The sequence below is a fragment of the Nocardia sp. NPDC004718 genome (assembly GCF_053601535.1).
Map to the genome: position 1 here is coordinate 13,051 of NZ_JBSGCA010000020.1, position 26,643 is coordinate 39,693.

At 65.7% G+C, this 26,643-nt stretch carries 24 protein-coding genes and 3 pseudogenes; 4 read left to right on the top strand and 23 right to left on the bottom strand.

All coding sequences use genetic code 11. From position 1 onward, the window contains the following. Positions 1-58: 58 nt before the first annotated feature. Together ACWEH3_RS17065 and ACWEH3_RS17070 are read right to left on the bottom strand one after the other, a co-directional pair. On the bottom strand, positions 59-649 hold the full coding sequence (locus ACWEH3_RS17065) for a TetR/AcrR family transcriptional regulator (protein ID WP_450017118.1): 591 nt from the start codon (positions 647-649) through the stop codon (positions 59-61). A 159-nt stretch (positions 650-808) separates the two neighbouring features. Beyond that, positions 809-2,371: an esterase-like activity of phytase family protein gene (locus ACWEH3_RS17070; RefSeq protein ID WP_450017158.1), complete on the bottom strand. Its 1,563-nt coding sequence runs from the start codon at positions 2,369-2,371 to the stop codon at positions 809-811. A 257-nt stretch (positions 2,372-2,628) separates the two neighbouring features. Between ACWEH3_RS17070 and ACWEH3_RS17075 the strand changes: the two genes are divergently transcribed. Next, entirely contained in the window at positions 2,629-3,408 is a 780-nt protein-coding gene (locus ACWEH3_RS17075; RefSeq protein ID WP_450017116.1) for an enoyl-CoA hydratase-related protein, read from the top strand. Positions 3,409-3,449: 41 nt separating this feature from the next. Here ACWEH3_RS17075 and ACWEH3_RS17080 read toward each other — a convergent pair whose 3' ends face one another. Beyond that, the gene (locus tag ACWEH3_RS17080) at positions 3,450-4,841 is read right to left on the bottom strand and encodes an amidase (protein WP_450017114.1); all 1,392 of its coding nucleotides are present in this window, start codon (positions 4,839-4,841) and stop codon (positions 3,450-3,452) included. Further along, the gene (locus ACWEH3_RS17085) at positions 4,828-5,055 is read right to left on the bottom strand and encodes a hypothetical protein (protein WP_450017112.1); all 228 of its coding nucleotides are present in this window, start codon (positions 5,053-5,055) and stop codon (positions 4,828-4,830) included. The genes ACWEH3_RS17080 and ACWEH3_RS17085 overlap by 14 nt, the downstream gene beginning before the upstream one ends. A 951-nt stretch (positions 5,056-6,006) precedes the next feature. On the opposite strand from ACWEH3_RS17085, the gene ACWEH3_RS17090 reads away from it, so the two are divergent. Then, positions 6,007-7,482 (top strand): class I adenylate-forming enzyme family protein, encoded by a 1,476-nt coding sequence (locus ACWEH3_RS17090; protein ID WP_450017110.1) that lies wholly within the window; start codon positions 6,007-6,009, stop codon positions 7,480-7,482. Between the two features lie 40 nt (positions 7,483-7,522). On the opposite strand, the gene ACWEH3_RS17095 is transcribed toward ACWEH3_RS17090, so the two are convergent. From ACWEH3_RS17095 to ACWEH3_RS17135, 9 genes and pseudogenes are all read right to left on the bottom strand, one after another. After that, the gene (locus ACWEH3_RS17095; RefSeq protein ID WP_450017108.1) at positions 7,523-7,981 is read right to left on the bottom strand and encodes a winged helix-turn-helix transcriptional regulator; all 459 of its coding nucleotides are present in this window, start codon (positions 7,979-7,981) and stop codon (positions 7,523-7,525) included. A gap of 460 nt (positions 7,982-8,441) precedes the next feature. Further along, the gene (locus ACWEH3_RS17100) at positions 8,442-9,860 is read right to left on the bottom strand and encodes an NAD(P)(+) transhydrogenase (Re/Si-specific) subunit beta (RefSeq protein WP_450017106.1); all 1,419 of its coding nucleotides are present in this window, start codon (positions 9,858-9,860) and stop codon (positions 8,442-8,444) included. A 3-nt stretch (positions 9,861-9,863) separates the two neighbouring features. Further along, complete coding sequence (locus ACWEH3_RS17105) at positions 9,864-10,181, bottom strand: NAD(P) transhydrogenase subunit alpha (protein WP_450017104.1); 318 nt, start codon at positions 10,179-10,181, stop codon at positions 9,864-9,866. Next, positions 10,181-11,300 (bottom strand): annotated as a pseudogene (locus ACWEH3_RS17110) (Re/Si-specific NAD(P)(+) transhydrogenase subunit alpha). The gene ACWEH3_RS17105 and the pseudogene ACWEH3_RS17110 overlap by 1 nt, the downstream one beginning before the upstream one ends. 193 nt (positions 11,301-11,493) lie before the next feature. Beyond that, positions 11,494-11,955, bottom strand: coding sequence for a MaoC family dehydratase (locus tag ACWEH3_RS17115; RefSeq protein ID WP_450017102.1), 462 nt, complete (start codon positions 11,953-11,955; stop codon positions 11,494-11,496). After that, complete coding sequence (locus tag ACWEH3_RS17120; RefSeq protein ID WP_450017100.1) at positions 11,952-12,101, bottom strand: SDR family oxidoreductase; 150 nt, start codon at positions 12,099-12,101, stop codon at positions 11,952-11,954. The genes ACWEH3_RS17115 and ACWEH3_RS17120 overlap by 4 nt, the downstream gene beginning before the upstream one ends. A gap of 55 nt (positions 12,102-12,156) precedes the next feature. After that, the gene (locus tag ACWEH3_RS17125; protein WP_450017098.1) at positions 12,157-13,965 is read right to left on the bottom strand and encodes an acyl-CoA dehydrogenase; all 1,809 of its coding nucleotides are present in this window, start codon (positions 13,963-13,965) and stop codon (positions 12,157-12,159) included. Beyond that, positions 13,962-14,975 (bottom strand): NADP-dependent oxidoreductase, encoded by a 1,014-nt coding sequence (locus ACWEH3_RS17130; RefSeq protein WP_450017096.1) that lies wholly within the window; start codon positions 14,973-14,975, stop codon positions 13,962-13,964. The genes ACWEH3_RS17125 and ACWEH3_RS17130 overlap by 4 nt, the downstream gene beginning before the upstream one ends. Then, the gene (locus tag ACWEH3_RS17135; RefSeq protein ID WP_450017094.1) at positions 14,972-15,799 is read right to left on the bottom strand and encodes a crotonase/enoyl-CoA hydratase family protein; all 828 of its coding nucleotides are present in this window, start codon (positions 15,797-15,799) and stop codon (positions 14,972-14,974) included. The genes ACWEH3_RS17130 and ACWEH3_RS17135 overlap by 4 nt, the downstream gene beginning before the upstream one ends. A 231-nt stretch (positions 15,800-16,030) precedes the next feature. On the opposite strand from ACWEH3_RS17135, the gene ACWEH3_RS17140 reads away from it, so the two are divergent. Further along, positions 16,031-16,792: an SDR family NAD(P)-dependent oxidoreductase gene (locus ACWEH3_RS17140; protein WP_450017156.1), complete on the top strand. Its 762-nt coding sequence runs from the start codon at positions 16,031-16,033 to the stop codon at positions 16,790-16,792. 3 nt (positions 16,793-16,795) lie between these two features. Here the strand turns inward: ACWEH3_RS17140 and ACWEH3_RS17145 are convergent. From ACWEH3_RS17145 to ACWEH3_RS17160, 4 genes and pseudogenes are all read right to left on the bottom strand, one after another. Then, positions 16,796-16,969, bottom strand: a pseudogene (locus tag ACWEH3_RS17145) (dihydrodipicolinate reductase); the annotation flags it as partial. 116 nt (positions 16,970-17,085) lie between these two features. Continuing rightward, on the bottom strand, positions 17,086-17,415 hold the full coding sequence (locus ACWEH3_RS17150) for a DUF3140 domain-containing protein (protein WP_450017092.1): 330 nt from the start codon (positions 17,413-17,415) through the stop codon (positions 17,086-17,088). Between the two features lie 21 nt (positions 17,416-17,436). Then, positions 17,437-17,655, bottom strand: coding sequence for a hypervirulence associated TUDOR domain-containing protein (locus ACWEH3_RS17155; protein ID WP_364426216.1), 219 nt, complete (start codon positions 17,653-17,655; stop codon positions 17,437-17,439). A 390-nt stretch (positions 17,656-18,045) separates the two neighbouring features. After that, a pseudogene (locus ACWEH3_RS17160) lies at positions 18,046-18,768 on the bottom strand (NmrA family NAD(P)-binding protein); the annotation flags it as partial. Between the two features lie 8 nt (positions 18,769-18,776). Between ACWEH3_RS17160 and ACWEH3_RS17165 the strand changes: the two are divergent. Next, positions 18,777-19,754 carry an AraC family transcriptional regulator gene (locus tag ACWEH3_RS17165; protein WP_450017090.1) on the top strand — a complete coding sequence of 326 codons (978 nt, stop codon included), beginning with the start codon at positions 18,777-18,779 and terminating at the stop codon, positions 19,752-19,754. Between the two features lie 55 nt (positions 19,755-19,809). Here the strand turns inward: ACWEH3_RS17165 and rox are convergent, their stop codons facing one another. The 6 genes from rox to ACWEH3_RS17195 form a co-directional block, all read right to left on the bottom strand. After that, on the bottom strand, positions 19,810-21,240 hold the full coding sequence (rox, locus tag ACWEH3_RS17170) for a rifampin monooxygenase (protein WP_450017088.1): 1,431 nt from the start codon (positions 21,238-21,240) through the stop codon (positions 19,810-19,812). Between the two features lie 450 nt (positions 21,241-21,690). Further along, the gene (locus tag ACWEH3_RS17175) at positions 21,691-21,900 is read right to left on the bottom strand and encodes a TOBE domain-containing protein (RefSeq protein ID WP_355073881.1); all 210 of its coding nucleotides are present in this window, start codon (positions 21,898-21,900) and stop codon (positions 21,691-21,693) included. Positions 21,901-22,103: 203 nt separating this feature from the next. After that, on the bottom strand, positions 22,104-22,940 hold the full coding sequence (locus ACWEH3_RS17180; protein WP_450017085.1) for a glutamate ABC transporter substrate-binding protein: 837 nt from the start codon (positions 22,938-22,940) through the stop codon (positions 22,104-22,106). Positions 22,941-23,091: 151 nt separating this feature from the next. Further along, positions 23,092-24,264 (bottom strand): glycosyltransferase 87 family protein, encoded by a 1,173-nt coding sequence (locus ACWEH3_RS17185; RefSeq protein WP_450017083.1) that lies wholly within the window; start codon positions 24,262-24,264, stop codon positions 23,092-23,094. Positions 24,265-24,392: 128 nt separating this feature from the next. Then, complete coding sequence (locus tag ACWEH3_RS17190) at positions 24,393-25,802, bottom strand: DUF2252 domain-containing protein (protein ID WP_450017081.1); 1,410 nt, start codon at positions 25,800-25,802, stop codon at positions 24,393-24,395. Next, on the bottom strand, positions 25,799-26,617 hold the full coding sequence (locus ACWEH3_RS17195; RefSeq protein ID WP_450017079.1) for a class II glutamine amidotransferase: 819 nt from the start codon (positions 26,615-26,617) through the stop codon (positions 25,799-25,801). Before ACWEH3_RS17195 ends, ACWEH3_RS17190 begins: the two co-directional genes overlap by 4 nt. Positions 26,618-26,643 lie beyond the last annotated feature (26 nt).

Here is a 26,643-nt window from a genome sequence, read left to right on the forward strand (position 1 = left end):
CCTGATACGTAGGTGTCCTGTTGGAGGCCAATCTATGCCGCTGCGGCAGTCCGGTAACTCATACCTCTGCCCCGTGTCCGCGCTCGGCGCGTTCATCGACCGCGGCGCCCATCCGCGCCGCCGCATTCCGGCACACACGCAGAATCCGCGACGAGAAGGACTCGGATTCGACGGCCCGTGACAGCACGAGTCCGCCGATACACAAGGCCAGGGTCGCGATGGCTTCGTCATAGAGTTCGTGCTCCTGCGGATCGTCCACCCGACGGCCGCCCATCGCGTTGAGGGTCTTGCGCAGTTCCTCCTCGTAGGCTGTCCGGAACTCGGCGGGCATGCGCGCGGCGTCGGATCCGATCGCGGAGAACGCGCACGAATCCGCCCGCTCGTCGCGGTGGGTCCGGTTGAGATAGCCGCGCGCGAGGCGGGCCGCGCGGGCGCCCCAGGACGCGTCGCGTGTCTTGCCGATCCAACGCGGCCGGCTTTCGGCAAGCCCGTGCCGAAAGGCCGCGATGGCCAGATCGTCCTTACTCGCGAAATGTGAGTAGAAGGCTCCGTGCGTCAGGCCCGCGTCCTGCATGACCTTCCCGATAGCGCCGCCATCGGGACCATCCGCTCGCAGCCGAGCGGCGCTCGCATCGAGGATGCGCGTCAACGACTCTCGTTTCTGTCGCGCTCGCCGCCCCTCCCCGGAGGGAGAACTTGGCATGTCGACCATCATGTGAACTACATTCTCGCATGATGTCCGTCATGTCAATGCGCCCAGCCGGCCGAGCGGTCGGGGGCGCGCACGGGATATCGCGCGGTCCGTCCGCTACTTCACGGTGATCGTGATCGTCCGCGTCCGCGTCTCGGCGGGCAGCTTGGTGGTGTCGACCATCAGCACCTCACCCGTGTCCTGGGCGCCGTTGGCGAGAAGCTTGGCTTTCAGTCCGAACGGCGGCTGGTCACCGGTGGCGGCCTCGATGCCGAAGTCGCTGTCGTCGGCGATATACAGGGTCTTGCCGCCGTCACGGGTGGCGACGCCTTCGATCTTGTCGTGGCCGAAGAACTTGCCGTCGGCGTTCAGGCCGTCCAGCAAACCGCCGAGGTCCAGGTCGGACTTCTTGGCGACGGGGGTGACACCCGCCTTCCGCAGCGTGGCGATGCCTTCGGCAGTGGGCACGGCACCGACGAGGAGTTCCAGCGGCTTGCCGTCGACCAGCAGGCCGAGCTGTGGATCGTATTGCGCATGCTGGAATTTCGCCTGCGGGCCGATGTCGGTAGCGCCGGTGATGTCGACGGTCCACAGCTTCTTGTCGGCCTTGGGCGATTTGTTGCCGTCGCGTTCGTCGACCAGGAAGGTGGTGTCGCTCAGCGCCGTGATCTCGGAGACCGCGAGCTTCTGCTTCGGATTCTCCAGCGGATATACGAATTCCTTGACGTCCCGGGTCTTCAGATCCACAGTGACGATCCGGGTCATGGGCACCTCACGCGCCGACGTGACACCTGGCTCGTTCAGTGCACTCTGCATGATGCCGACAAGTGTGCTGCCATCCGGCGTGATGGTGAGTCCCTCCATACCCTGGTTCGGGGTGCGCAGCGAAAGCTCTTTGGGCAGACCGCGTCCCGGTGCGAGCCGCTCGAGCTCGGTGCCGTTGGCGTCGAAGTGCACGACGAACGGCCCGTACTCGTCGGACACCCAGAAGCTGCCGTCGGGCATCGCGACCAGGCCCTCGCTGTCGATGCCGTGATCGGTCGGCGGCAGGACGGTGCCGTTGAGATCGCGGATGGTCTCGCCGGTGCTTGCGGAGGTGTCGACCAGGCCGTTGAACGGCTGGCCCGCCGAGTTCTTCAGGGGAATGGTGCTTTCCAGCACCGCCTTGGTGCCGACCAACTTGAATTTCGCGATGGTGGGCGTGAAAGCCGGTATCGGCGTCAGCTTCTCGTTCTTGCCCTTGCCGTCCACGTTCGGACCGCGGTCGGTGAGACCGTAGAACTCGTCGGTCGATCCGGGCACCGGCGTGAACGCCGACCCGTACCCGCTGCCCTGCAGACTCACGCCACCGAAGTCACCGAGCGGCGGGATGTCGGTGGTGAACAGCTTCACGGCGTCGGTGGTGGTCACGGTGATGCTGTCGGAACCGGTGTATCCGGCCGCAGGGGTGTACACCACCGCGCCGTCGGTGCGACGGGTGATCGTGCCGTGCTGCGGATCGGCGATCCCGACCGCGGCGCTGCCGCCGGTCGCGGCCAGCAGATCATCCAGCGAGATCACCAATGGCTGGTCCTTGGCGGCGGTGAAGCCCGCCTCCGAGTTCGACGACGAGCAAGCGGACAGAACGGCGGTCGCGCACACGGCGACCATGACGAGCGCGCTTCGGGTACTGCGGTGCATTCTCACCAGCGATGCGTACCGTCCGAGCCCGACCGCCAGTTGGCATCGAGCTGAACATGAGCCGTCGGTCCCCACAATCATCCGATCATTGTGCGGTGTTACCAACGTTGACGAGCGTGGACATCGCGATAGCCGAGCGCGGTTTGAGCCGTCACCGCGCCGGGATCAGCCCACCGCCACGATCGCCTCTCGGCCGTGGGGCTGTTCGGCACTGCGGAACCGTCGTGTAGTTGCCCGTGGAGATCTACGGTGGATATATGACCGCCTTGGAGTATCGGCATGTGCTGGTCGCGCGGGACGGCGACACAGTGCGCATCACGATGAACCGGCCGGAGCGGCGCAATGCGCTGTCCGGCGAACATCTGGCCGAGCTGCTCGCCTCCTTCCGGGGTGCCGGCGAGACCGACGCCACCGGGATAGTGCTCGGGGCGCACGGTCCGGTGTTCTCCGCAGGACATGATTTCGCCGATGTCGCCGCTCGTGACCTGCTCGGCGTGCGAGATTTGCTCACACTGTGCACCGAGCTCATGTCGACCATCGAGTCGGTCCCGCAGGTGGTGATCGCTCGGGTGCAAGGTCTGGCCACAGCCGCCGGCTGCCAACTGGTGGCCTCGTGCGATCTGGCTGTCGCCGCCGAATCGGCCGGTTTCGCGCTGCCCGGCGGCAAGGGCGGCTGGTTCTGCCACACCCCCGCGGTGCCGGTAGCCCGCGCCGTCGGCCGCAAACGACTGATGGAACTCGCCCTCACCGGCGACCCGATCGATGCCAGCACCGCCGAACAGTGGGGCCTGATCAACCGAGCGGTGCCGGATGCCGAGCTGGACACCGCCGTCGACGAGTTGCTCGCCCGAGCTACCCGCGGCAGCCGCGCCAGCAAGGCACTGGGCAAACGCACTCTCTACCGCCAGCTCGACCGTCCCGAAGCAGATGCCTACGCCCTCGCCTTGGAAGTCATGGCCGCGGCCGCTCAACTTCCCGGCGCCCGCGAAGGAATGGCGGCCTTCCTGGCGAAGCGGCCACCCGTCTGGCGCGACTAGTGTTCCCGGGCCGTGGATCCAGCGGACCGTCGCGCTGCTGTTCAGGCAGTCGGTGCGAGTGTGCGCGCTTCTTCGGTCTGTTCGTAGGCGTTGCCGATCCGCAGCAACGTGGACTCGTTGAGTGGCCGTCCGAGCAATTGCATACCGATCGGCATCCCGGACACGTCATGGCCGACGGGCACGGACAGGGAAGGAATCCCGGTGATATCGGCGGGAGCCGAAAGACGAACGTAGGCGTCGGATACGCCCTCCACGGTGCCGTCCGGCCAGGTGATCGTGTCCTGCCCCGCCGGCACCGCGGTGACCGGTACCGTCGGAGCGGCGATCGCGTCGACCGTGTCGAGAATCCGCGCCCATTCGCGCCGCATCAGAGTGCGGGAGCGCTGGGCGCGCAGATAGTCTCCGGTTGGCACGAGCTCGCCGGCCTCGAGCAGGATGCGCACGTCTTCCTGGTACAGCTGGGGAACGGACCGCAGGGTTCGTTCGTGGTAAGCGGTCGCCTCGGGCACCATCAAGCCCCATTGGGTGGCCTGGATGTAGCGCGTCATTGGAATCTCGACCTCCACCAAGCCCGCGCCGAGCGATTCGAGGCGATCGATGGCGCGGCGGACCGCGGCTTCCACCTGGGCGTCGATGTGGTCGAAGTAGTAGTTGCGCGGTACGCCGATGAGTAGACCTCGTAGATCCGCGGCCCCGTCCAGCCGGTAGTGCCGGGGAGCATCGGCCAAGGAGGCTGGATCGCGTGGGTCGTGTCCGGCCATGGCGGCCAAGGCCACGGCTTGATCGCGGGTGGTGCGCGTGATCGGGCCGACATGATCCAGCGACCACGACAGTGCGGTGACGCCGTGCCGCGGGATCAGTCCATACGTCGGCTTGAGACCCACCACGCCGTTGAGAGCGGCGGGCACCCGAATCGATCCACCGGTGTCGGTGCCCAGGGCGAAGGTCGCGGCGCCGGCTGCGACGGCGACCGCGGAGCCGCCACTGGAGCCACCGGCGATTTTGTCCGCGCTCCAGGCATTCCGGGTTTGCGGCGTGGTCACACCATAGGCGAACTCGTGCGTGTGGGTCTTACCGATCAAGATCGCACCGGCTGCCCGTAGCCGTTCGGCGACGGTGCTGTCGGCTGTGGCGCAGTAGTCGGCGCGGACCCGGGAGCTCGCGGTGGTGGCCACCCCGGCGACATCGATCAGGTCCTTGAGGCCCATGGGGATTCCGTGCAGCGGGCCCCGAATATGTCCCGCAGCGATCTCTTCCGCGGCTTGCTGGGCGGCACTGCGGGCGCGCTCCGCCGTGATGGTGACGTAGGCGTTCAGGCGCGGTTCGACCAGTTCTACACGCTCGAGGACGGAGCCCACCAGCTCGACGGGGGACAACTGCCCGGCCGCGATGGCGGTGGCGGCCGCGGTGAGTGAGAGTTCATACGGCCGCATCGTGCTTGTCCTCCTGGGCGCGGTAGGCGAGGGCGGGTGGGGTGTCGCCGAAGTCGAGTTCACGCAGCACGGTGATGACGGAGTGGATGTGGTCGGCGGTGGCCGCGACCACGGTGTGGCGATCGGCGGTGAGTGGGAGACCGGCGCGGGCGGCCCAGTGAGCCGCCATCGGCGGTGTGAGTTCGGTGGATTGCTCCGGTCTGGATTCGGTCATGAAGATTCCTCGATGATGAGAACGCTCGGGATGAAGCGCATTGGCCGATCGGCATGAGACAGCTGAATATGCTGTTCGACAATATGAGTCGACGAGCATGACGAATGCCGCCCGGCCTGGGCCGACGTGCGGGAACGATTCAGGAGATCCCCGGCCGCCGACGCGAGCCTGGATCGAGTGCGGGGTATCTCGCGGTGCACGCCGAGTCGACCTGTCGGGCGCGTCTACCGGGCTCGGTGCGATGGACAATCATCGGGTGGCGCCGACGAATCGGCGCTTGCTCGCTGGACGTCGGCGCCCGATCCTCGGGTTTGCCCGGGGCGCGTCCATTGCGCAGTGATGGCGAACTTCTGTTCCGCACTAGACCTCCTGGGGAAGATGCGGAGAAATATAGTCTCATATCACTACTCAATGTGGACGAATCGCGAACTTTCTGACACAACGTCGGTGCACCGACGGCATATGGGCAGTTCAGAGGGGTTGAATCCGACCAGGGCGAACGATTGAAGTTCAGCGGCTCAAGTTAAGATGGTTGTAATAAGCAACTGATATGAGGTGGTTGACGTGGTTCTCCTCGTCCCATAGACCATCGCCGATCCGGTCGGCGACGCCGCTTCTGCGTGCCGACTGCGGATCCTTCGTCATGCGGATGCATCGCCGATGCGGTCCTGGAGTACTGAAATGCCTGGTCGAAAGGCACATCTGCGGATCTCGCCGAGGGGTCCGAGGCGATCCTCGAAGGAGAGATGAGATCTGTCGACTTGCCGCGCCGCCTTGATTTCGGGCGCCATATAGTTTCGCTTCGCGACGACTACCGATTGACGATCAGAGAGTAAACCCGCAGTTCAACCCGCTTGCTTTGCAGCAAAGTGTTGCGTTGTGCAACTTGGATTTGTACGGTTGACGTCGGCCGTGGATGGCTTGCTGCCGCGCGGTGTCGAAGGGAGTGAAATGAGCAATCTCGCAGATCTGGTTGACATCGGTGCTGGTCTCGGCGCCGACCGGGCCGCATTCATCACCGACGAGGAGGTGATCACGTACGGGGAGCTGACCGATCGGATCGCAGCCGCTCGCGGCGGGCTGCGTGCTTTGAACGTCGAGCGGGGAGACCGCGTCGCTGTCAGTCAGGCCTATCCGCTGGACTTCGCTGTCGCCTTTTACGCTGCGCTCGGCATCGGCGCCATAGCGGTTCCGATGAACCCTGCGCTCACCGCCCGGGAGGCGGCCCATCAACTTCGGGACTCCGGTGCGAAAACATTGATCGCCACCTCGGAGGGCGGCGAGTGGACGAACGGAACCGATATCTCCGTCGTCGATGTCGGCACACTGCGCCGTCACCCTGCGCACGCCGACAAGGTGGCAGTGAGCAGTTCGGACACCGCCGCCATCCTCTACACCTCGGGAACCACGGGCGCGCCCAAGGGGGCCGAACTCACGCATGGGAATCTGCTCTTCAACGCTGAAGTTCTGGGGGAAACCGCCGTACTCGGCCCTGCTGCCGACGATGTTGTCGCGGGCATTCTCCCGCCGTTCCATACCATGGGATTGACCGTGCTCGGCTTGGCCCTGCGCGCCGGTGCGGCGGTGTGGCCCATGGCCAAGTTCGACGCGCGTCGTGTGGCCGAGCTGATCGATGCGCGTAAGATCACCATCCTCGTCGGCGTACCGACGCATCTGCAGATGCTGATGCACAACTCGACGGGCCTGACGTTCTCCACCCCTCTCGAGCGCCTGTCGACGGCCGGCGCCGCTCTACCGCAGGCTGTGCGCGTCTGGGCCGAGAAGCGATTCGGGGTGCCGGTCATTGTGGGGTACGGCCTGACCGAGGCCGCGCCGGCGGTGGCCTACAACCGGACGGACCGGCCCCTGCGCACCAGTTCGGTCGGCCCGGTGCTTCCCGGCGTTCAGGTGAAGATCGTCGCTCCCGACGGGAGTGAGGTCCCGGTCGGTGAAGTCGGGGAAATCGCGGTCCGGGGGCCGAATGTGATGAAGGGGTACTGGGGTAACCCGATCGCGACCGACCGCGCGATCCGCGACGGGTGGCTGTATACCGGAGATGTGGGGAGGTTGGACGCCGACAATCATCTCTACGTCGTCGATCGGCTCAAGCAGTTGATCATCCGCGGCGGATTCAACGTCTACCCAGGCGAAGTCGAGTCCGTACTGCAAGATCATCCCGCCGTGACCGAGTCCGCGGTCGTCGGGGTGCCCGACGATCGCGTCGGCGAGGAGATCGTCGCATTCATCGTCTCTGCCGGACCGCAGGTCTCGGAGGCCGAACTCCGTAACCATGTCAGCGCAAATCTGGCGGCATACAAAACGCCGCGCCGCTTCATCTTCACCAGCCAACTGCCGCGGACACCCACGGGCAAGGTCGCCCGGAGCGTACTTCCCTCACTCGCGGATGCCGGCCCGAAGTCACAGTGACGGAAGAGATGCGCGCATAGGCGAGGATGCGGTTGTTCATCTATCGGTAGATGAACAACCCCTTGCCCACTACCGGCTCGGTGTCGTGATCGTTGATGTCCTGGCCGCATTCCGAGCACGCCACACGCGCGTGCATGCGATGTCCGCACGGCTTGTGCAAAAGATCCACCGGCGGTGCCACCAATCCGGTCCACTGATTGCCCCACTCCATCATGGCGACGTAGACAGGGAACAGGGCATGCCCCTTCGGGGTCAGCCGGTACTGCTGACGTGCCCCGCCGTCGGGATCGGCACGGCGCTCGAGAATGCCGTTTTCCACGAGCAGGTTCAGTCGATCGGTCAGGATGTTGCGCGCCAGGCCGATGCCGCGCTGAAACTCATCGAAACGTCTGGCGCCATTGAACGCCTGACGCAGGATCGGCCATATCCAGCGCTCGCCGAGCACCGCAGATGAACGTGCGATCGCACAGTTCTCCTCGGACAACTCTTCGTGCTTCATACCTCCATCATAGGGTGATCAGTTGCGTTCCACTACTGCGGCGCCAGCCAACCTCGTCACAGCGTCCCAGGAGGCGGCGGACACCGATCTGTCGAGCCAGTGGACGAATGCGCATGCCAAGGCGCCCTGGCGGTGTCTCGGACTTTTCCGGGCCGGTCGCCGGGCCGAATCTCGACCGCCGGTCGCTGGGTGAGGAAAGGCTGACGGGTTCAGATCGCAACTTGGCAGGGCGGCGAATACGGGCAGGAACAGCGCCCGTTTCAGCTTGTTGTTGCTGGACCGGGCCGGGTGCTCACCGCGGATGGAGCTGCCGCAGCGATGGAGCGATGCCGGGCATCGAGGTCAGGACCTTGGAAAGAGGGTGTGCATCTCCGCTCGGGAACGGGCTGTGCCGTCACCGCGGGCGGACACGGTGACGGCACGTCGCGCCGCGGCCGGCGCGAGTTCGGGACAGTCGCTACTACAGCGTCTTGAGTTCCTCGGTGACCGCACCGACGGACTTCTTGGCGTCGCCGAACAGCATCGAGGTGTGGTCGGCGTAGAACAGCGGGTTGTCGATTCCGGCGAAGCCGGAGTTCATCGACCGCTTGAGCACGATCACCGACTTCGCCTGGTCGACGTTGAGCACCGGCATGCCGTAGATCGGGCTGCCGGCATCCTCGCGCGCCGCCGGGTTGGTGACGTCGTTGGCACCGATGACCAGTGCCACGTCGGTGCGGTTGAACTCGCCGTTGACGTCGTCCATCTCCTTCATGGCGTCGTAGGAGACCTCGGCCTCGGCCAGCAGCACGTTCATATGCCCCGGCATCCGGCCCGCGACCGGGTGGATGGCGTACTTGACCTCGACACCCTTGGCCTCCAGGAGGGCCGCCATCTCCTTGACGGCGTGCTGGGCCTGGGCGACCGCCATACCGTAGCCGGGCACCACTATGACCTGGTTGGCGTAGGCCATCTGGATCGCGGCGTCGGCGGCCGAGGTGGCCTTGGCCTGCTTCTGCTCGCCACCGGCGCCACCGCCGGGCGCGGTACCGCCGCCGCCGAAACCACCGGCCACGATCGCCGGGATGGAGCGGTTCATGGCCTTGGCCATGAGGTTGGTGAGGATGGTGCCGGACGCGCCGACGATCATGCCCGCCACGATCATGGCGGTGTTGTTCAACGCCAGACCGGCCGCGGCGGCGGACAGTCCGGTGAGCGCGTTGAGCAGTGAGATCACCACGGGCATGTCGGCGCCGCCGATGGGCAGCACCACCATGAGGCCGAGGATGCCCGCGAGCACCAGCACCGCGATCATCCACGGCTGTGACGCGCCGCCGCCGGCCTTCAGCCCGATGAACACCGCGGCCGCGACGGCACCGATGAGCAGCAGCAGATTCAGCGGCTGCTGCAGCTTGCCCAGCCCGATGGGACGACCGGGCAGGATCTCCTGCAATTTGCCGAAGGCGATGAGCGAACCCCAGAACGAGATCGAACCGATGATGGCCGCGAACAGCGAACCGATCACGATGTGCACGGTGGGATCCTCACCGTGCTCGAACGCGGAGAAACCGGTGGTGTCGAGGAATTCGGCCCACGCGATAAGCGCGACGGTGCCACCGCCCACCCCGTTGAATGCCGCGACAAGTTGCGGCATCTCGGTCATCTTGGTGAATTCGGCCGGCGGCACACCCAGCACCACACCGACGACGAGTCCGGCGATGATGAGGATCCAGTTGCCGGTGTCGCGCATCGAGATCAGGGTCGCGCCCACCGCGATACCCATGCCGGTTGCCGCGATCCAGTTGCCGCGCACCGCGGTCTTCGGGCCGGTCAGGCCCATCAGACCGTAGATGAACAGCGAGAACGCGAAAATGTAGAGAATATTGACCAGGTAGTCCACGGGCTACTCGCTCACTTTCCGAGCCGTCTGCGGCTTCTTGCCCTTGAACATGCCGAGCATGCGGTCGGTGACCACGAAGCCACCGACCACGTTCAGCGTTCCGAACACCAGGGCGACGAAAAGGATCGCCTGCACGAGCACCGACGGGTGCTCGACCTTGCCGAGGGTGACCAGCGCGCCGAGCACCACGATGCCGTGAATGGCGTTGGTGCCCGACATCAGCGGGGTGTCCAGGGTGTTGGGCACCTTGGAGATGACGGCGAATCCCACGAACCCGGACAGCACCAGGATCGCGATGTTCGCCAGCAGTTCGTTGTACATCAGGCGTCCACCTCACGTGTGACACAGGAAGCGGCGAGCACCTGGTCGCCGAAGTCGGGCGCGAGCTTCCCGTCGACCAGCATCAGTTCCAGCAGCGCGGCGATGTTCTTGGAGTACAGCTCCGACGCGTGCTCGGGCATGGTCGCGGGCAGGTTCAGCGGTGCGGCGATAGTGACATCGTGTTTCACGACGGTCTGCCCGGGCTCGGTGAGCTCGCAGTTGCCACCGGTCTCCCCGGCGAGGTCGACGATGACGCTGCCGGGCTTCATGCCCTCCACCGCGGCGGCGGTCACCAGGCGCGGCGCCGGGCGGCCCGGCACCAGGGCCGTGGTGATGACCACATCGAATCCCTTGATGGCGTCCTCGAGGGCCTGCTGCTGCTTCGCCTTCTCCTCCTCGGTGAGTTCGCGGGCGTAGCCGCCCGCACCGGCGGCGTCGATGCCGAGGTCGAGCCATTGCGCGCCGACCGAGCGCACCTGGTCGGCGACTCTCGGGCCGCACGTCGTAGCCGGTGGTGCGCCCGCCGAGCCGCTTGGCGGTGGCCAGTGCCTGGAGTCCGGCGACGCCGACGCCGAGCACCAGCACGGTGGCCGGTTTCACGGTGCCCGCCGCGGTGGAGAGCATCGGGAAAAAGCGGGTGGACTCGGAGGCCGCCAGCAGGACGGCCTTGTATCCGGTCACGTTCGCCTGCGAGGACAGCGCGTCCATGGCCTGCGCGCGGGAGATGCGCGGAATGGCCTCCACCGCGAACGCCTGCACACCCGCGTCCTTCAGCGCGCCGATCTTGTTGTCGGCGTTGCGCGGAGCGAGGAATCCGATGAGTGTCCGGCCTTTCGACAGCTTCGCCACCTCGGCGTCACCGGGTGGGGCCACCTTGACGACCACATCGGCCGACCAGGGGTCCCCGATGATCGCGCCTGCCTCGATGTAGGCACTGTCCGGGATGAGCGCTCCCTGTCCCGCACCGGCTTCCACGACGATTTCCACACCCTGCTCGAGCAGCGCCGGAATGACCTTGGGCACCAATGCGACACGCCGTTCGCCCGCGTCGGTCTCGCGAACGACTCCGACCCGGGCTCCGCGCGAGGACGTTTCGCCCGCGCTCTGCGTTGTCTCCACTTGTCAGACTTCCTTCTCGTGCTCGTGCTCGTGCTGGCGGCCCGGCCGCAACCAGTCCAGATCCTCGGTCGCAGCGAGGCCAGAGGATCTGGACTGGTTGGTTGCCGTGGCTCGACCCACACGATCCGTTCGGTGGAGTCGTGTGCGGTGAGTCGGCCGGCGGGCTGCCGAGCGGTCGACTACCCGATGATGCTCAGGTGGGGCGTACGAGGAATCGGCTCAGCGACTCCGCGACGCACACCGGTTTGTCGGTTCCGTCGCATTCGATGGTGATTGCCACGGCTACCTGTACCCCGCCGGGGACCGGATCGGCGGCGGTGATTCGGCCGTGGGCGCGTACGCGGGAGCCGACCGGCACCGGTGCCGGGAATCGGACCTTGTTCAGACCGTAGTTGATCGCCATGTCGACGTTCTCGACGATCAGCAGGTCCTCGAGGAATGCCGCGATCAGCGACAGGGTCATGAATCCATGCGCGATGGTGGTGCCGTAGGGGCCGTGCGTAGCTGCTTCGGGATCGGTGTGGATCCACTGCCGGTCTTCGGTGGTTTCCGCAAAGGTGTCGATGCGCTGCTGATCGATGTCTATCCAGCGGCTCACGCCGAGATCGGCGTCCACCGACTGCCTCAGTTCCTCGATGCTGGAGAAGCAGGTCATATCGAGATGCCTCCGTCCACGGGCAGTACGACGCCGGTGATGTATCCGGCCTCGGCGGAGGCGAGGAAGCCGACCGCCGCAGCCATTTCGTGTGGTTCGGCGAATCGTCCGAGGGGATCAGCGCTGTCAATGACGGCTTCGGGCATGGGTGTCCTCAATCGTGAAGAATGTAGGTGAGTGATGGTCAGGTGGGGGCGTGGTTCAGAACCAGTCCTCCGCCAGATCGACGGTCGTGCGGTCGAGCGCTTCGAGCAGATCGAGCTGGAGCTGCGCCTTGGGCAGCTCGTAGGTGAAGAAGTACCGTGCTGCGATCCGTTTGCCTTCGTAGAAGTCACCGGACTTCCCGTGGGCGGTGACCGCCTGTTCCAGCCATATCCACGACAGCGCGACGTGACCGACCGCCTCGAGATAGAGGCTGGCATTGGCGAGTGTCGCTTCGGAGTCACCGCTGCTCCACAGCTTCTCGGTGACCGTCTGGATGCGTTGGGCAACCGCACGCAGCCGCTCGGACCACTGCACCAGATCAGCCGAGACAGCGCTTGCCTGCTGTGCCGTGGTCTCGAAGACGTCGAGCAGCAGGCGCAGCGCTGCGCCCTCGGCCATGACCGCCTTGCGGCCCAGCAGATCCAGCCCGTGAATGGCGTGGGTGCCCTCGTGGATGGCGTTGAGCCGATTGTCGCGGTAGAGCTGTTCGACGTTGTAATCGAGGGTGTAGCCGTATCCGCCGTGGATCTGGATCGCGAGCGAGTTGGCTTCCAGGCACCATTGCGAGGGCCAGCTCTTCGCGATCGGGGTGAGAAACTCCAGCAGCAGATGGGCTCGCGCCGACGACTGTTCGTCACCGGTGGCGATCTCGTCCACCAGCCGCGCACAGTAGAGACCGAGGGCGAGCGCCCCTTCGACATAGCTCTTCTGCGCCAACAGCATCCGTCGCACGTCGGGGTGGGCGATGATCGGTACCGGTCCCTGTTCGGGATGGCCGAGGCGACGTCCTTGGATGCGGGTACGTGCGTAGTCCAGCGACTGCAGGTATCCGGTGTATCCCAGGGCGGTGGCCGACAGGCCCACACTGATGCGGGCTTCGTTCATCATGTGGAACATGTAGGCCAGGCCGTGGTTCTCCGCGCCCACCAGGTATCCGACCGCTCCGGCTGCGCCGCCTGGGCAGTGGACGCCGTCACCGAAATTCAACAGCGCGTTCACCGCGCCACGCTGCCCCATTTTGTGATTGAGGCTCGCGAGAGCGACATCGTTGCGTTCACCGATCACCCCGTCGTCGTCGACGAGGTATTTCGGGACCACGAACAGCGATATCCCTTTCACACCCTCCGGACTGCCCGGCACCTTCGCCAGAACCAGATGCACGATGTTCTCGGTCATCTCGTGATCACCACCGGTGACCCACATCTTCGCGCCAGTCAGGCGATAGGTGCCGTCCTCGCTCGGCACTGCACGAGTGGTGATCTGCGCCAGCGACGAACCCGCTTCCGGCTCCGACAGACACATCGTGCCCAGGTAGCGTCCGGCCAGCATCGGGCGCACCCATCTGCGGATCTGTTCGGGGCTGCCGTGGGTTGCCAGCAGATGCGCGTTTCCGATGGTGAGCATGCCGTACGCGGCAGTCGCGGTGTTGGCGGCCTGCAGCCACGCGAACGCCGCGCGCGAGACCGTGAACGGCAGTTGCATACCGTCGAGGTCGGCGTCGAACTCGCCGGAGAACAGACCCGCCTGACTCATCGCCTCCAACGCATGGGCGATCTCGTCGGGAAGGATCACCGTGCCGTTGGCCGAACGCTTCGGATGGCTGGCGTCGGCGAGCCGGTTGTGTGGTGCGAGCCGTTTCGCGGCCAGGTCGGCGGCGAGACCGAGTACCGCGTCGAAGGTTTCCCGTGAGTGCTCGCTGTAGCGCTCGCGCGTGCACAGCGACTGCACGTCGAGCCATTCGTAGAGCAGGAACTCGACGTCGCGGGCATCGAGCAACCGCGGGCCCGCGGCGTGCCGGGCGGTCATGATCGGTCCTGGAGGTCGAGGACCAGCTTGCCGGTGTTCTGACCGGCGAACAACCCCGCCAGCAGCTTCGGGAACGCCAGAATCGAATCTGGCACGACGTCTTGGACACTGTCGAGGCGGCCGTCGGCCAGCCATTGAGCCAGGGCGCGGGTCGCTCGAGGGAAGCGATCTTCGTAGTCGTAGACCACGAAACCCTCCATGCGGGCCCGCGCGACGAGCAGCGAGAGGTAATGGTCGGGGCCCTGAGCGCCGGATTTCGAGTTGTACTGCGATATCGCGCCGCAGATGACTACGCGCGCGCCCTGGGCCAGGCGCAGCAGACCGGCGTCGAGAATCGAGCCTCCGACGTTGTCGAAGAACACGTCCGCACCGCCGGGAACGCGATCACGCAGGGCGTGGCGAACGTTTTCTGTCTTGTAGTCGATCGCGGCGTCGAATCCGAGGTCCTCGACGAGGAATCGGCACTTGTCGGGGCCACCGGCGATGCCGACCACCCGGCCTCCGAGAATCTTCGCGATCTGCCCCACTGTGCTGCCGACACCGCCCGCCGCGCCGCTGACCACGACAGTCTGTCCGGGAGCGAACCCGCCGACCTCGAGCAAACCGAAGTAGGCGGTCATTCCCGTCAATCCCAGCACCCCGAGGTGGGTGCTCAGAGGAACGGGCAGGTCGGGATCGATCCGCTGGACACCTCGGCCGCTGCTGACAGCGAACTCCTGCACACCGAACTCGCCGGTGACGAGGTCGCCCGTGCGGAAGTCGGAGTGCCTGGATTCCAGTACTCGACCGGTGCCGTAGGCGCGCATCACCGCGCCGATCTCCACGGGCGGAATGTAGGACTTGCCCGCGTTCATCCATCCACGCATTGCGGGGTCCAGGGACAGCTGCAGAACCTGGATGAGGAACTGCCCTTCACCCACCGATGGGATGGGTTCGGTTACCTGCTCCCAGTCGGACTCCTGTGCGGCGCCGACCGGGCGATTCGCCAGACGAAATTGTCGATTGCTCATTTTCCGGTGAACCGTGCCTCTCGCCGCTCGATGAACGATTGCATGCCCTCATGGCCGTCCTCGGTGTGCAGCAGTGCGGACATGTCCGGCTCCAGACGCGCGAACGCGGCGTCCTCGCCTTCGATACGTGCGCGGTGGGCCGATTCCAGAGTGACCTTCACTCCGAGCGGTCCGGCCTTCTCGGCGATGTACTCGGCGATCTCGATGGCTCGCTCGACGTGCTTGCCCGGTTCCACGACTTCCTGGACCAGGCCGATCCGCAGCGCTTCTTGGGCGTCGTAGGGTTCGCCGGTCAGCAGCCACCGCATCGCGTTTCCCCATCCCGCATCACGCGGCAGCCGGATCGTGGCGCCGCCGAAGGCGTAGATCCCCCGGTTGATCTCCATCTGGGAGAACCGCGCGTCCGCGGAGGCGATCCGGATGTCGGCGGCCAGCGCCAGCTCGATCGCCAAGGTCATCACCCAGCCGTGCACCGCCATCACCAGCGGGGTCGTCCACGTGTCGCCCTTACGCCAGGGATCACGAAGACCGGGTTTGGTGTAGTCGAGTACGCCTTCCTCGACTCGAGGGCCGACCTCGGCGAGATCCAGGCCGCCGGTGAAGTGTTTGCCGTGGCCGAACAGGACGCCACAGCGGATCTCGGGATCGTTCTCGAGGACGTAGTAAGCGCGCCCCAACTGTTCGATCAGCTCGAGATCGAACGCGTTGTACTTCTCCGGGCGATTCAGCCCGATCAGCAGCACATGGCCCCGACGCTCGACGGTGACAGCCGGTTCCGGCCGATCCGACGCATCCGCTGGCGTGCTGGTGAGCGATTCGGTCATGAGGTCTTCCCTTCGACACTTCGGCTGCCCGGTCGGCAACCCGCGGGAGCGATAATAGTCGCAAAATGCGACTAATCAACCCAGGGTCATGAGAGTTCGGAGGCCGAAAGACCAATAATGCCAGGTAAAGATGGCTGACAGCTGCCAGGATCTGACGTTTTGGAGGGCAGGTTGTTTGGTACTATAGTTTCATTTGACAACTTACTTCACAACTTGAATCAGGAGATGCTGATGGGTGTGCTCGACATGTTCCGGCTCGACGGCAAGGTGGCGATCGTCACGGGGGCGTCGTCCGGTTTGGGCGTGGCCTTCGCGCGCGGGCTGGCCGAGGCCGGTGCCGATCTGGTGCTCGCGGCGCGGCGGATCGACAAGGTCGAGGAGACCAAGCAGATGGTCGAGGCGCTCGGTCGCCGCGCCATCGCCGTGAAAGCCGATGTGTCGGACCCGGAGGATGCCACCCGACTGGTGACGGCGGGGCTCGAGGCCTTCGGGAAGATCGACATCCTGATCAACAACGCCGGCGTCGCCTCGGCGGTCCCGGCGACCCGTGAGACTCCCGAAGAATTCCGTCATGTCATCGATATCAACCTCAACGGCACCTACTGGATGGCTCAGGCCTGCGGACGTGTGATGCAGCCGGGCAGCGTCATTGTCAACATCTCGAGCATTCTCGGATTGACCTCCGCGGGACTGCCCCAGGCGGCGTACGCCTCCAGCAAGGCCGCGGTCGTCGGACTCACCCGCGACCTCGCGCAGCAGTGGACCGCGCGCAAAGGGATTCGCGTCACTGCCGTGGCACCGGGCTTCTTCGAATCCGAGATGAGCCAGAGCTATCCCGACGGCTACGTCGAGCAGACGATGCCCCGTGTCCTGGCCGGGCGATTCGGCCACTCCGAAGAGCTGGCCGCGACCGTGGTCTTCCTCGCCAGTGCCGCCGGCGGCTACATCACCGGCGTCACATTGCCAGTCGACGGCGGCATCCTGGTCAGTTGAGCAGGTGTCGACGGAATGGCGGCAGGAGACGTCGACCGATTCGGTGACGGTGATGTTCTCGATGTCGGCGGTGTGCACGATTCCGAGGATCTGACACAGGCCCGGATTCATGCCGGTGCCGTAGAAGGTGGAGTTACCGCGCTCGCAGGCAGCCTGGATGACTTCGCCGACCTTGCGGCGGTCCGGGAACGCAGCCGCCCGCCCTCGCGGGCGGCTGCGAACCGGCCCCTGCCCGCCGCAGACGGCTCGAATCGGCAAGAGACGCTGGATGCGACGCGTATTCGCTGGTGCCGTCAGCTTTTCATCGGATCGTGGCCCCAGTTCATCAGCGAGTATCGCCATTTGGTGTTCTCGATTTCGCCGGAGGGCCGCTGCTCGAGATGGCGGTGCGCATAGCCGATGACTTTGCGCATGTGCGCGTAATCATCGTCGGTCGGTTTCTTCTTCTCGAGGATGTCCGCTATGCGCCGCCCGCTGGCGTGCCCGGTCGACTCGCCGCCGTCTTTCGGCTTCTGCCCCACCGACTTCGACTCGTCGGTGTCGAGCCACCGGCGCAGTTCTTTCGCCGTCATGTTGACGACGTTGTCGAATTCTGTACGCGTGTCTTCGTCTTCCGTCGTCATGGCGCGGCTCCGATCTCGATGTCAATCGTCGTGCGGACGTAGCGCGCCGGGCTTGTGCACCGCGTCACGGCCGCTCTTCGCACTGCGCACCCGATACTGTGGCTCCTGTTCGGAGGCCCGTACCGTTCGGCCCGCCGCTTCGGTGTCGGATGTGATCACTTCTTCCACCTTGCCCTCGGCGGTACTGCCGTGGCTGTTCCATTCGACTTCGTCGCCTTTGCTGAACGATTGCTTTCCCATGGTCGATTCCTTCTCCATTCCCGCATCCAACGAGGTCGTGTTACCCGCGCGCCGCTCTCGAAAACTGATAGCTGAATCGGTCCTCCCAGTCGCCCCCCACCCTTTCTGCGGCCAGAACCTCGTGAAAGGTCGCGATGGTGCCGGTTTCGACCCGACCATCCCGTTGTCGGCACCAGCCGCACTGTTGCGCTTGGGGGTAGTGGTCCGGCGCCAACAGCCTGAGGCAGCGGCTTCGGCGACGTAGTTCTCGAATGTCCGGGCCGGACGGTGAAGGGCCTGGTGGACGTCATCGGTGGGTCTCGTGCCGGGGCCGCCGTGGGAAAGCCGGGTGAGAATGTCGGTGAGTAGCCGCGCAGCCTCGGGCGAGACACCGAAGCCGATCTGCTGTTCGACGAAATTCACGGGGTCGATGTCGACGTGGCGGATCGTGCGGCCGGTGGTCGCTCCGATCATGTCCACGGCTTCGCCGAAGCTGATCGCCCTCGGGCCGGTCAGCTCGTAGGTGTTACCGCTGTGCCGGTCATCGATCAGTGCTTGCGCCGCGACTTCGGCGATGTCGTCGGCGTCGACGAACGGGGTACGACCGTCGCCGGTGGGGATATGGAGCGCGCCATTGAGAATGCCTGACAGCCAGAAACTTTCACTGAAATTCTGCGCGAACCAGTTGGGTCGCAGAATGGTCCATTCCAGCCCGCTGTCACGGGTCGCGCGCTCGGCGGCGCACAGGGGATGATCGGCCTGGTCGGCGGCGGGTGCGGACAGTAGTACGAGTCGCCGGACACCGGCCCCGACCGCCGCCTCGATGAATTTCGGGATTCGCGCTCGGCCCTCCTCGGTGAATTGCAGGGCCGGTTCCACGAGATAGGCGGCGGTGGCGCCGTCGAGCACGGCCGACCAAGTCGTCGGGTCGCCCAGGTCGAACGAGATATCGCCCCCGGTGCGTGCGACCGCCCGGACCGGGTGGCCCGTGGCTCGGAGGTGGCGTGCGATCCGCCGGCCGGTCTTACCGGTGCCGCCGAGAATCAGGATGTTGGTCATGGCAATCATCCAATCGAGCAGCGGCCAGACGATCCATGGGAGAACATCCAGGGTTTCTTTGTGATCGTCTAACATCGGTCGCTGTGGACGTGCTGAGCGATCTGTTGCATCGGGCGCGAGTGGGCAATACCGAGGTGCGCCAGCTCATCCAGCGGCCGCCGTGGTCGCTGACCTTCGCCGCGTCCGGACATCCAGCGCTCGCTGTCGTCGCGGTGCTCGGCGGTCCGGCGCACTTGCGCCTCGACGGTGCCGACACGACAAAGGTGCCGGTGCCCGAGGGTGGTATCGCCGTCGTGAAAGGGACCGGCGGATATACGGTTGCCGATAGTCCGATCACCCCGCCTCAGATTTTGATCGAGGAGGGGCGCAAAGTCGTCCTCGACCACAGCCGGGAACCGGGCGCGCTCCGGAATATGGGCCCACGCACCTACGGTGACGGTTTGCCAGGAGCCACGACAGTGCTGCGCGGCTCCTTCGTACTTCATGGCGACGTGGGCGAGCGAGTACTCGATCTGCTGCCACCCGTGGCGGTCGTACCTGCCGGATCACGGACCAGCGCCGCGTTGCATCTGCTCACCACCGAAGCCGCCCGAGACGAGCCGGGACAAGACGCCGTCCTGCATCGGTTGCTCGATCTGGTGCTCGTGCTGGCGCTGCGCGCCTGGTGGGCCGCGCCCGGCGCGACACCACCCGGCTGGTATCACGCGATGATCGACCCGCGGATCGGCCGTGCTCTCCACGCGCTCCACAACGATCCGGCCCACCGCTGGACCGTTGCCGCGTTGGCCGAGGAGGCCAATATGTCCAGAGCCTCCTTCTCCGCGCGCTTCACCGCCCTGCTCGGACGCCCGCCGCTGACCTATCTCACCGATTGGCGAATGACCCTGGCCGCGGACGCACTTCGCGATACCGACGCCACCGTCGCGACCATCGCCCAGCAAGTCGGATACCACGACGCCTTCGCTTTCAGCGCCGCGTTCAAGCGCGCCCGCGGGACCGGGCCCTCGGCCTGGCGGCGTCGGCAGACCATGCGTACACCGCCAGACCCAGACACCCATTGACCGCCCTACCCCGCTGCCGCCGGTGCACTCGCGGGTCCGGCGGCCAGTCGGCGAATCAGCCCGCTGCGGTGCCGAACCACCGGGGCAGGTGCTCGAGCAGATCCTGCTGGTCTTCACCGACCCACGCCACGTGGCCGTCCGGCCGCAGGAGCACGGCGGGTACCTCCAGTTCCTCGCTGACATCGACCACGTGGTCCACCCGATCCGCCCACCCCGTTACCGAAAGCCGGCCGGTCTGGTCGAGCAGCAACCCACGCCCGCCGCGCATCAGTTCGTAGAGACGACCCCGCTTCAGCCCGACGTCCCGCATCCGCCGGCCGAGCAGATCGTTCCCCTCACCGAAGTCGTAGCGGACCCCGACCGCGGTGATGATCTCGGTGATATACCGGTTGACCTCCTCGAAGTCCATCAACGTCGAGAACAGCTCGCGCAGCGCGGTCGCGCCCGGCTCGGTTCCCATCAGCGTGATCTGCGCGCGGGTGTTCTCCAGCACACGCGCGCCCACCGGGTGTCGTTCGGCGTGGTAGCTGTCGAGCAGTCCCTCCGGCGCCCAGCCGTTCACCTCGGCGGCCAGTTTCCAGCCGAGGTTGAACGCGTCCTGGATGCCGAGGTTCATCCCTTGCCCGCCGGTCGGCGGGTGGATGTGCGCGGCGTCGCCGGCCAGCAGCACCCGGCCGACCCGGTAACGCTCGACCTGCCGCGTAGCGTCGCCGAAGCGGGACAGCGAGCGCGGGGAGTGCACCCCGAAGTCGGTGCCCGAGAATGCCCGCAGTTGCCGCTTGAACTCCTCCAGGGTCGGGGCCGCACGATCGTCCGACACACCCTCGGCAGGCACGACGATACGGAACAGCCTTCCGTCGTCACCGGAGCGGGCGGCGCCGAACCGCTTCTGGGTTTTGTGGACTTCCTCGACGATCTCGGCCACCTTCGCCGGATCCTCGGTCACCTCCATTTCACCGAGCAGCGTCTCGACTTTGGTGGGTTCACCGGGGAAGCCGACGCCGAGCAGTTTGCGCACCGTGCTGCGGCCGCCATCGCAGCCGACGAGGTAGCGCGAGCGTAGTTGCGTGCCGTCGGCCAACGCGACGGTCACCCCGTGCTCGTCCTGACTCAGCCCCACCACTTCGCAACCGCGCCGGATCTCGGCGCCGACCTCGAGGGCGCGCTCGTTGAGCAGCCGTTCGGTGACGGGCTGTGGCGTGGCGAGGCCGTACGGGTGCGCCGTGTCCAACCGGTCCGGCCACGGCTTGATGATGCCGCCGAAAAGACCGCCGACTTGGAACTTTTTACTGACCGCGAGGAACCGGTCCAGCAGGCCGCGCTGGTCCATCATCTCGACACTGCGCGCGTGCAGGCCCTGCCCCCGGGACAGCGTGGACGGTTGCGTCTCCTTCTCCAGTACAAGCGTGTGCACGCCGTGCAGCCGCAACTCGCTGACCAGCATCAAGCCGGTCGGTCCGCCGCCGACAATGATCACGTCAAACATGAACCGCCCATCCGTTGGTGTCGCATCTCGGCCAGCTGGTCCGGCGGAAATCCGCGAGCGCACATGCCTCGCGAATCGCCGATTTCCGCAGGTTCTGGCTTCGGCCGAAGATTTTGCAGCACGACCCGGGCCTTGCCGCAAGCCCCCCAGTGCGATATATGTTAAAAGGGAAGAGGAATTGAAGTTCTTCCCCATCTGCGCCCGGTATGGACATCGTGGCGGCACCCATCTCCCATCCGGCCAGTGCGTTCGCTTCGGTGTGGCAGGAAGCATCAACCCACGCGTTGGGTGGCCGGTCCACGCTTCTCGACCTCAGCATGCGTCGCCGGGCCGGGCGCGTCCGCCGTGTAGATGAGCCGAAGCGGAATCTGCCGAAAATATCCAGTCCGCACATGATGCGACCAACGAATATCGGGTCGTCCCAGTGGAATTGGCGACGGTGGCGCCCGGCTATTCGACGCCGAGCGCCACCTCGGTCGACTTGATGAGGACTTTGACGCGTGTGCCTTCGGTGAGTCGCAGGTCTTCGACTGCGTCGCGGGTGATCGAGGAGGTGATCTCGTCACCCCCCGTGAGCCGGACCCGGACCACGGCCATGGCTTCGCCGCGGGTGATCGAGACGACGGCGCCGTCGAGTTGATTGCGGGTAGATAGCTGCATGCCGGTGATGGTACGCACGCCTGGCCCGGGTGGCGGGGATTGCCGACAAGGGTGTCAGTAGGCGTCGCGGACGTGACAACCGGCTACCGCACCCCTGCCCGAAACCAGGCTTGCTCGACACGACGGTGGATATGCCGTCCGCGTGCTCGAGATATGCAGCGGGATGCTGTTCGTGTGCGGCTGCCGGAATCGGTGAGTTCCGATCAGTACCGCTCGACGGGGGGCGGCGTCAACGTCGAATCACGCAGCGGCCCGATCGTTTCCTCGAACGCCTTCTGCCAAGAACCGTCGGCGACCATTTGCTCGATCGCGTCGTTGATCTTGTTCCGGGTTTCCTGGTCGCCCTTCTTCAGGCCGATGCCGTACTTCTCGGTGGTGAACGTGTTGCCGACCAGCTTCAGTTCCCCTGACGCCTGCCCCGCGAAGCCGGCAAGGATGATGTCGTCGGTGGTCACCACATCGACCGAACCGCGGCGCAGAGCTTCGATGCACTGCGAGTAGGTGTCGAGTTCCACCAGCTGAACATCTTTGGCGTAGTGATCCTTGACGTATTGCGCCGGCGTGGAGCCTTTGACCGAGCAAAGTTTCTTGTTGCCGTTCAGCGACTCGACACCGGTGATATCGGTGGTCTCGTTCTTCACCAGCAGCGCCTGCCCGGCCACGAAATACGGTCCGGCGAAGTCGACTTTCTCCTTGCGCGCGTCGGTGATCGAATAGGTGGCGACGATGAAGTCCACCTCGCCGTTCATGATCATCGTCTCCCGCCGGGCCGACGGCGTCTCTTTGAAGGTGATGCCGTCGGGCCGCACGCCGAGCTTGCTCGCGACGTACTTGGCGATCTCGACGTCATACCCTTGGTAGGAGCCGTCCGCTTCACGGAATCCGAGTCCTGGCTGGTCGAACTTGATGCCGATGGTCAGCTTGCCGTCCCGCACGTGATCGGCGGTGGTCGCGGCGTCGCTGCCGCCACCGCAGGCGGTGGCGACAAGGGCGACGGCGATCGCCCCGATGCCGAGGCGAAGTGTTCGGGTGATCCTCATCGAATTCGGCTCCTTCTCACGGTGAGCTTCCGGTCCGGGGACCGACGACACGTGATCTTTCCCGGAACATCGAGCGCCCGGCTCGACTGTCCCTCCCGCCAGTGGAAAGTTCGAGAATGTGGCCGCACGCGCCGGAAGTGCACGGCGTCGTTCAGGCCGACGACGCGGCCCCGACGACCGTCATCGGCACTTCCGCGCTTTCACGAGACGGTTGAGAGTTGTGGCGCCACAGACGCACAAGCGACCACGCGGTTGCGCAGAGCAGCAGGCCGTTGCGCATCGCCAGGACCACTACTCCCGGCCCGCTTCCGATGGCGACCCGGTCGTAGAGGAACGGGAACTCCACCTGACTCGCCAGTGCCGTCGCGAGTACCAGCACCAGCACAGGCCGCTGCGTGGTGCGCGAGTCGAGCGCGCAGACCGCGGCGACCCCGACCGCCCACACCAAGTACTGCGGGCTGAGCACCCGACTGGTCGCCAAGGCGAGGAGCACCGCCGCCAATGCCAGATCCGTCGCCGGAGGGCGCATGCGCCACCAGGTGATCAGCAACACCGAGCCCCCGATGATCATGACGGCCACGCATCCCCTGGCCACGGCGGACACCGCAGGGCCGGACAGCTCCTCCGCCCCATAACGATGCACGATGGTCCAGCCGCCGTTCATCAGCCGAGCGACCAACAACGGCGTGGCAGCGACGGATTCGATCTGCAATCCCCGCTTCGACTGAAACTCCAGAAACGACCACGCGCCCGGACCCAACGCGGTCAATCCCGCCATCGCAACCAGACCGGCGCAGGCCGCCGCCGCGCTCATGCGCCACAGCGTCCGTCGGCGCAGCCCGAGCACGACCACCACCGGCCACAGTTTCAGCAACACACCCGCGGCGGCGGCCACGCCTGCCGCCGCCGGTCGGCGCGCTGACCACAACAGTGCCGCGATCGCGGTCGCGGCTACGATCAAATCGAATCGGCCGTAACAGACCCGGCCCAGGAAGGCCACTCCCAGCGTCCAAATCCACGGCCCGGCCTGCGCCGTCCGCAGCCCGTCAGCCCGCGCCGCCCTGATCAACAAGCTCAGCACGCCGGCGTCCGCCGCCGCGACCAGCGCGAAGAACAACCAGTTGTAGCCCAACCCACCGCCGATCAGCCAGGGCACCATCAGCAACGCACCCGCCCCGGGCGGGTACTGCCAGCGTTCGTCGTCCAACGGGAAAGCGTTCTGGTGCACGATATGTTCGGCCCACGCGCGATACAGGGTCAAGTCGGCCGCCGAGGCATCCCAGACGCTATGCGGCAACGCCGTCACACCGGTGAACACCACCATCAGTAATCGAGTAACCACCCAAACGACCCACAACCTCGACACCGACGACAGCTCCCGCACAACGTCGCATCCTAACCGTCCTGCGCAATGAGCAAGGCGCCCACGGGTATTCGCAAACGACGACGGTCTTACATTCCGGTTCGTGCGGTGATGCGGCCTTCCTGGATCGCGCGCTCGAGTTCGGCATGGTCGCGCGCGTTCTGGTCGGCGTAGGTTTCGGCGTATTCAGCCATGGCATGGTCGAACTCGTCGGTCGTGCCGAGGTACGAAGCGATCGCTATCCGGTCGCCCGCGCGGGCGTGTGCGTAAGCCAGCACCCGCCCGCACAGTCGGCCATAGAGTCTCAGTCCCTTGGGACCCATGGTCTCGATCACCGCCGAGCCCTTGCCGTCGCGGAGCTGCCGGAAGTAGAAGTCGCGCTGCTCGCCGTCGATGTCGGGACCCTGTTGCCAGCCCAGCAGGATGTCGCTCGCCGCCTGCATCAGCCGCTGGCCACGCACTACCCGCTCCCCCTGGTTCGGATACGACGGGCCCGCCAGATACCGTGCCAATATCGACGGTTGGGCCTCTTTCGCCTGCAGAAACAACGGATCCCCGTCGACTCCCAGCATCAGGACGATCCAAGCGCGGGTGCCTACGCTGCCCACACCGACCACCTTGCGCGCAGCTTGCGCGAATTCGAATTGGTCCAGTAGTGCGCGGCGATTGTCCTGCAGAGTCGCACGGTAATCGCTGAGACGTCGGCGCAGTTCGCGATACAGTTGCTCGGCGTCGAGGTCGGCGAAGAGTTCCTCGAGCGGGACGAGCAGGGGCGGATCGCTGATGATCCGCGGCCTGCCGTCGACGCGGGTGGTCAGCTTCGCCAGTGCGTGGTGGCTGTCGTGCGTCCGCGACTTCGCGAGCGCCTTGCGCACCCGCTCCTGGGTCGAGGTGTCCAGCTCGTCGCGCAATTCGGGCAATTCGGCCGTGGGATCGATGCGCGAGTACCACACGGCTGTGGTGCTCCGCTCGGCCTGGTCCCGCATCGTGGTCCGGTATTCCGCCGCACACGCTCGCGTGACTTTCAGCCGCTGTTTCGCGGAGAAGCCGTTCTCTCCGGCGGCGACCGCCAGGCTGGTGACGAGCCGTTTGACATCCCATTCGAACGGACCGGGGTACGTCTCGTCGAAATCGTTGATGTCGAAGGCCAGACGGCGTTCGGGTGTCGCGAAGATTCCGAAATTGCTCAGGTGGGCATCACCGCACAGTTGAGTGCGAAGCCCCGTGGTGGGCGCTCGGGACAGATCGTCCGCCATGATCAGGGCCGCGCCGCGATAAAAGGCGAACGGTGAGTTCGCCATGCGGCCGTACCGCACCGGAACCAGTTCCGGAATCCTGAATCGAGCCTGCCGATCGAGCAGGTCGACCGGGTCCCTGCCGGTGGCGTCGTGTTCGGCGAGAGCGGCGAAAGGGGTAGTCCGCCGAGCGGATTCACCCTGCTCGGCACGTTCGGCGCGGGTTGCGATCCGATCGTTCACCGCGGCCGTCCGGTGGGTCACGGTGCAACCGGCTCGAACGGGCGCGTTTCATCGTGACCGAGACGGACGACGCCGGCCGACGATTCCTGGACTTCGTTCCACGCTCCCGGCAGGTCGCGCAGCGGCTCGGAGACCACGAAACGGGCCTCCTCCCCCAGCGCGCGGAGAGCTTTCACCTCCGGATGCAGGGCGCGCACTTTCGCGACATCGTTGGAATAGAACAGCGATCGCGTCTGCCGCTCGGTGGAATACCGGAAGAACCACATGGATTCGCCGTCGGAGGTCGCGACGGTCATCTGTACTGGAGCTTCGACCTCGTGCGCCCGGCCGACGTCTTCGACGAGGCCGACCGCGCGGGCGACCGCCTCGAACGGGTCGTGGACGAGCCCGAAGGTCAGGGCAAGGAAGAAGAGCAACTCGGAATCGGTAGATCCCTCGATGTCGGCGAACAGGAGCGGATCGACCGCCGTCATCAGATCACGCTTGCACTGCCGGAACCCGCGCAGCGCTCCGTTGTGCATCCACAACCAGTTCCCGTGCCGGAACGGGTGACAGTTGCTGCGCTGCACCGAGGTCCCGGTCGACGCGCGCACGTGCGCGAAGAACAGCGACGTGCGCACCGCGCCCGCGATCTCCCGCAAGTTGCGGTCGTTCCATGCCGGTTCGGTGTTCTTGAACACCGAAGGTCGCGGGCCATCGCCGTACCAGCCGATCCCGAAGCCGTCACCGTTCGTGGTCGTCGCACCCAATTGGGAGTGCAAGCTCTGGTCGATCAACGAATGCGTCGGCCGGAACAAAAGGTCCTCGGCCCGGATCGGCTCCCCTGAATAAGCCATCCACCTGCACATATATCGATTGAAGC

Bases quoted from the DNA above. Each gene is read 5' to 3' on its own strand.
- ACWEH3_RS17180 (WP_450017085.1), bottom strand. From the start codon at position 22,940: ATGAGGATCACCCGAACACTTCGCCTCGGCATCGGGGCGATCGCCGTC.
- ACWEH3_RS17175 (WP_355073881.1), bottom strand. From the start codon at position 21,900: ATGCAGCTATCTACCCGCAATCAACTCGACGGCGCCGTCGTCTCGATC.
- ACWEH3_RS17090 (WP_450017110.1), top strand. From the start codon at position 6,007: ATGAGCAATCTCGCAGATCTGGTTGACATCGGTGCTGGTCTCGGCGCC.
- ACWEH3_RS17105 (WP_450017104.1), bottom strand. From the start codon at position 10,181: ATGTACAACGAACTGCTGGCGAACATCGCGATCCTGGTGCTGTCCGGG.
- ACWEH3_RS17095 (WP_450017108.1), bottom strand. From the start codon at position 7,981: ATGAAGCACGAAGAGTTGTCCGAGGAGAACTGTGCGATCGCACGTTCA.
- ACWEH3_RS17115 (WP_450017102.1), bottom strand. From the start codon at position 11,955: ATGACCTGCTTCTCCAGCATCGAGGAACTGAGGCAGTCGGTGGACGCC.
- ACWEH3_RS17085 (WP_450017112.1), bottom strand. From the start codon at position 5,055: ATGACCGAATCCAGACCGGAGCAATCCACCGAACTCACACCGCCGATG.
- ACWEH3_RS17135 (WP_450017094.1), bottom strand. From the start codon at position 15,799: ATGACCGAATCGCTCACCAGCACGCCAGCGGATGCGTCGGATCGGCCG.
- ACWEH3_RS17070 (WP_450017158.1), bottom strand. From the start codon at position 2,371: ATGCACCGCAGTACCCGAAGCGCGCTCGTCATGGTCGCCGTGTGCGCG.
- ACWEH3_RS17120 (WP_450017100.1), bottom strand. From the start codon at position 12,101: ATGCCCGAAGCCGTCATTGACAGCGCTGATCCCCTCGGACGATTCGCC.
- ACWEH3_RS17080 (WP_450017114.1), bottom strand. From the start codon at position 4,841: ATGCGGCCGTATGAACTCTCACTCACCGCGGCCGCCACCGCCATCGCG.
- ACWEH3_RS17155 (WP_364426216.1), bottom strand. From the start codon at position 17,655: ATGGGAAAGCAATCGTTCAGCAAAGGCGACGAAGTCGAATGGAACAGC.
- ACWEH3_RS17150 (WP_450017092.1), bottom strand. From the start codon at position 17,415: ATGACGACGGAAGACGAAGACACGCGTACAGAATTCGACAACGTCGTC.
- ACWEH3_RS17140 (WP_450017156.1), top strand. From the start codon at position 16,031: ATGGGTGTGCTCGACATGTTCCGGCTCGACGGCAAGGTGGCGATCGTC.
- rox (WP_450017088.1), bottom strand. From the start codon at position 21,240: ATGTTTGACGTGATCATTGTCGGCGGCGGACCGACCGGCTTGATGCTG.
- ACWEH3_RS17185 (WP_450017083.1), bottom strand. From the start codon at position 24,264: ATGGTGGTGTTCACCGGTGTGACGGCGTTGCCGCATAGCGTCTGGGAT.
- ACWEH3_RS17125 (WP_450017098.1), bottom strand. From the start codon at position 13,965: ATGACCGCCCGGCACGCCGCGGGCCCGCGGTTGCTCGATGCCCGCGAC.
- ACWEH3_RS17195 (WP_450017079.1), bottom strand. From the start codon at position 26,617: ATGGCTTATTCAGGGGAGCCGATCCGGGCCGAGGACCTTTTGTTCCGG.
- ACWEH3_RS17130 (WP_450017096.1), bottom strand. From the start codon at position 14,975: ATGAGCAATCGACAATTTCGTCTGGCGAATCGCCCGGTCGGCGCCGCA.
- ACWEH3_RS17075 (WP_450017116.1), top strand. From the start codon at position 2,629: ATGACCGCCTTGGAGTATCGGCATGTGCTGGTCGCGCGGGACGGCGAC.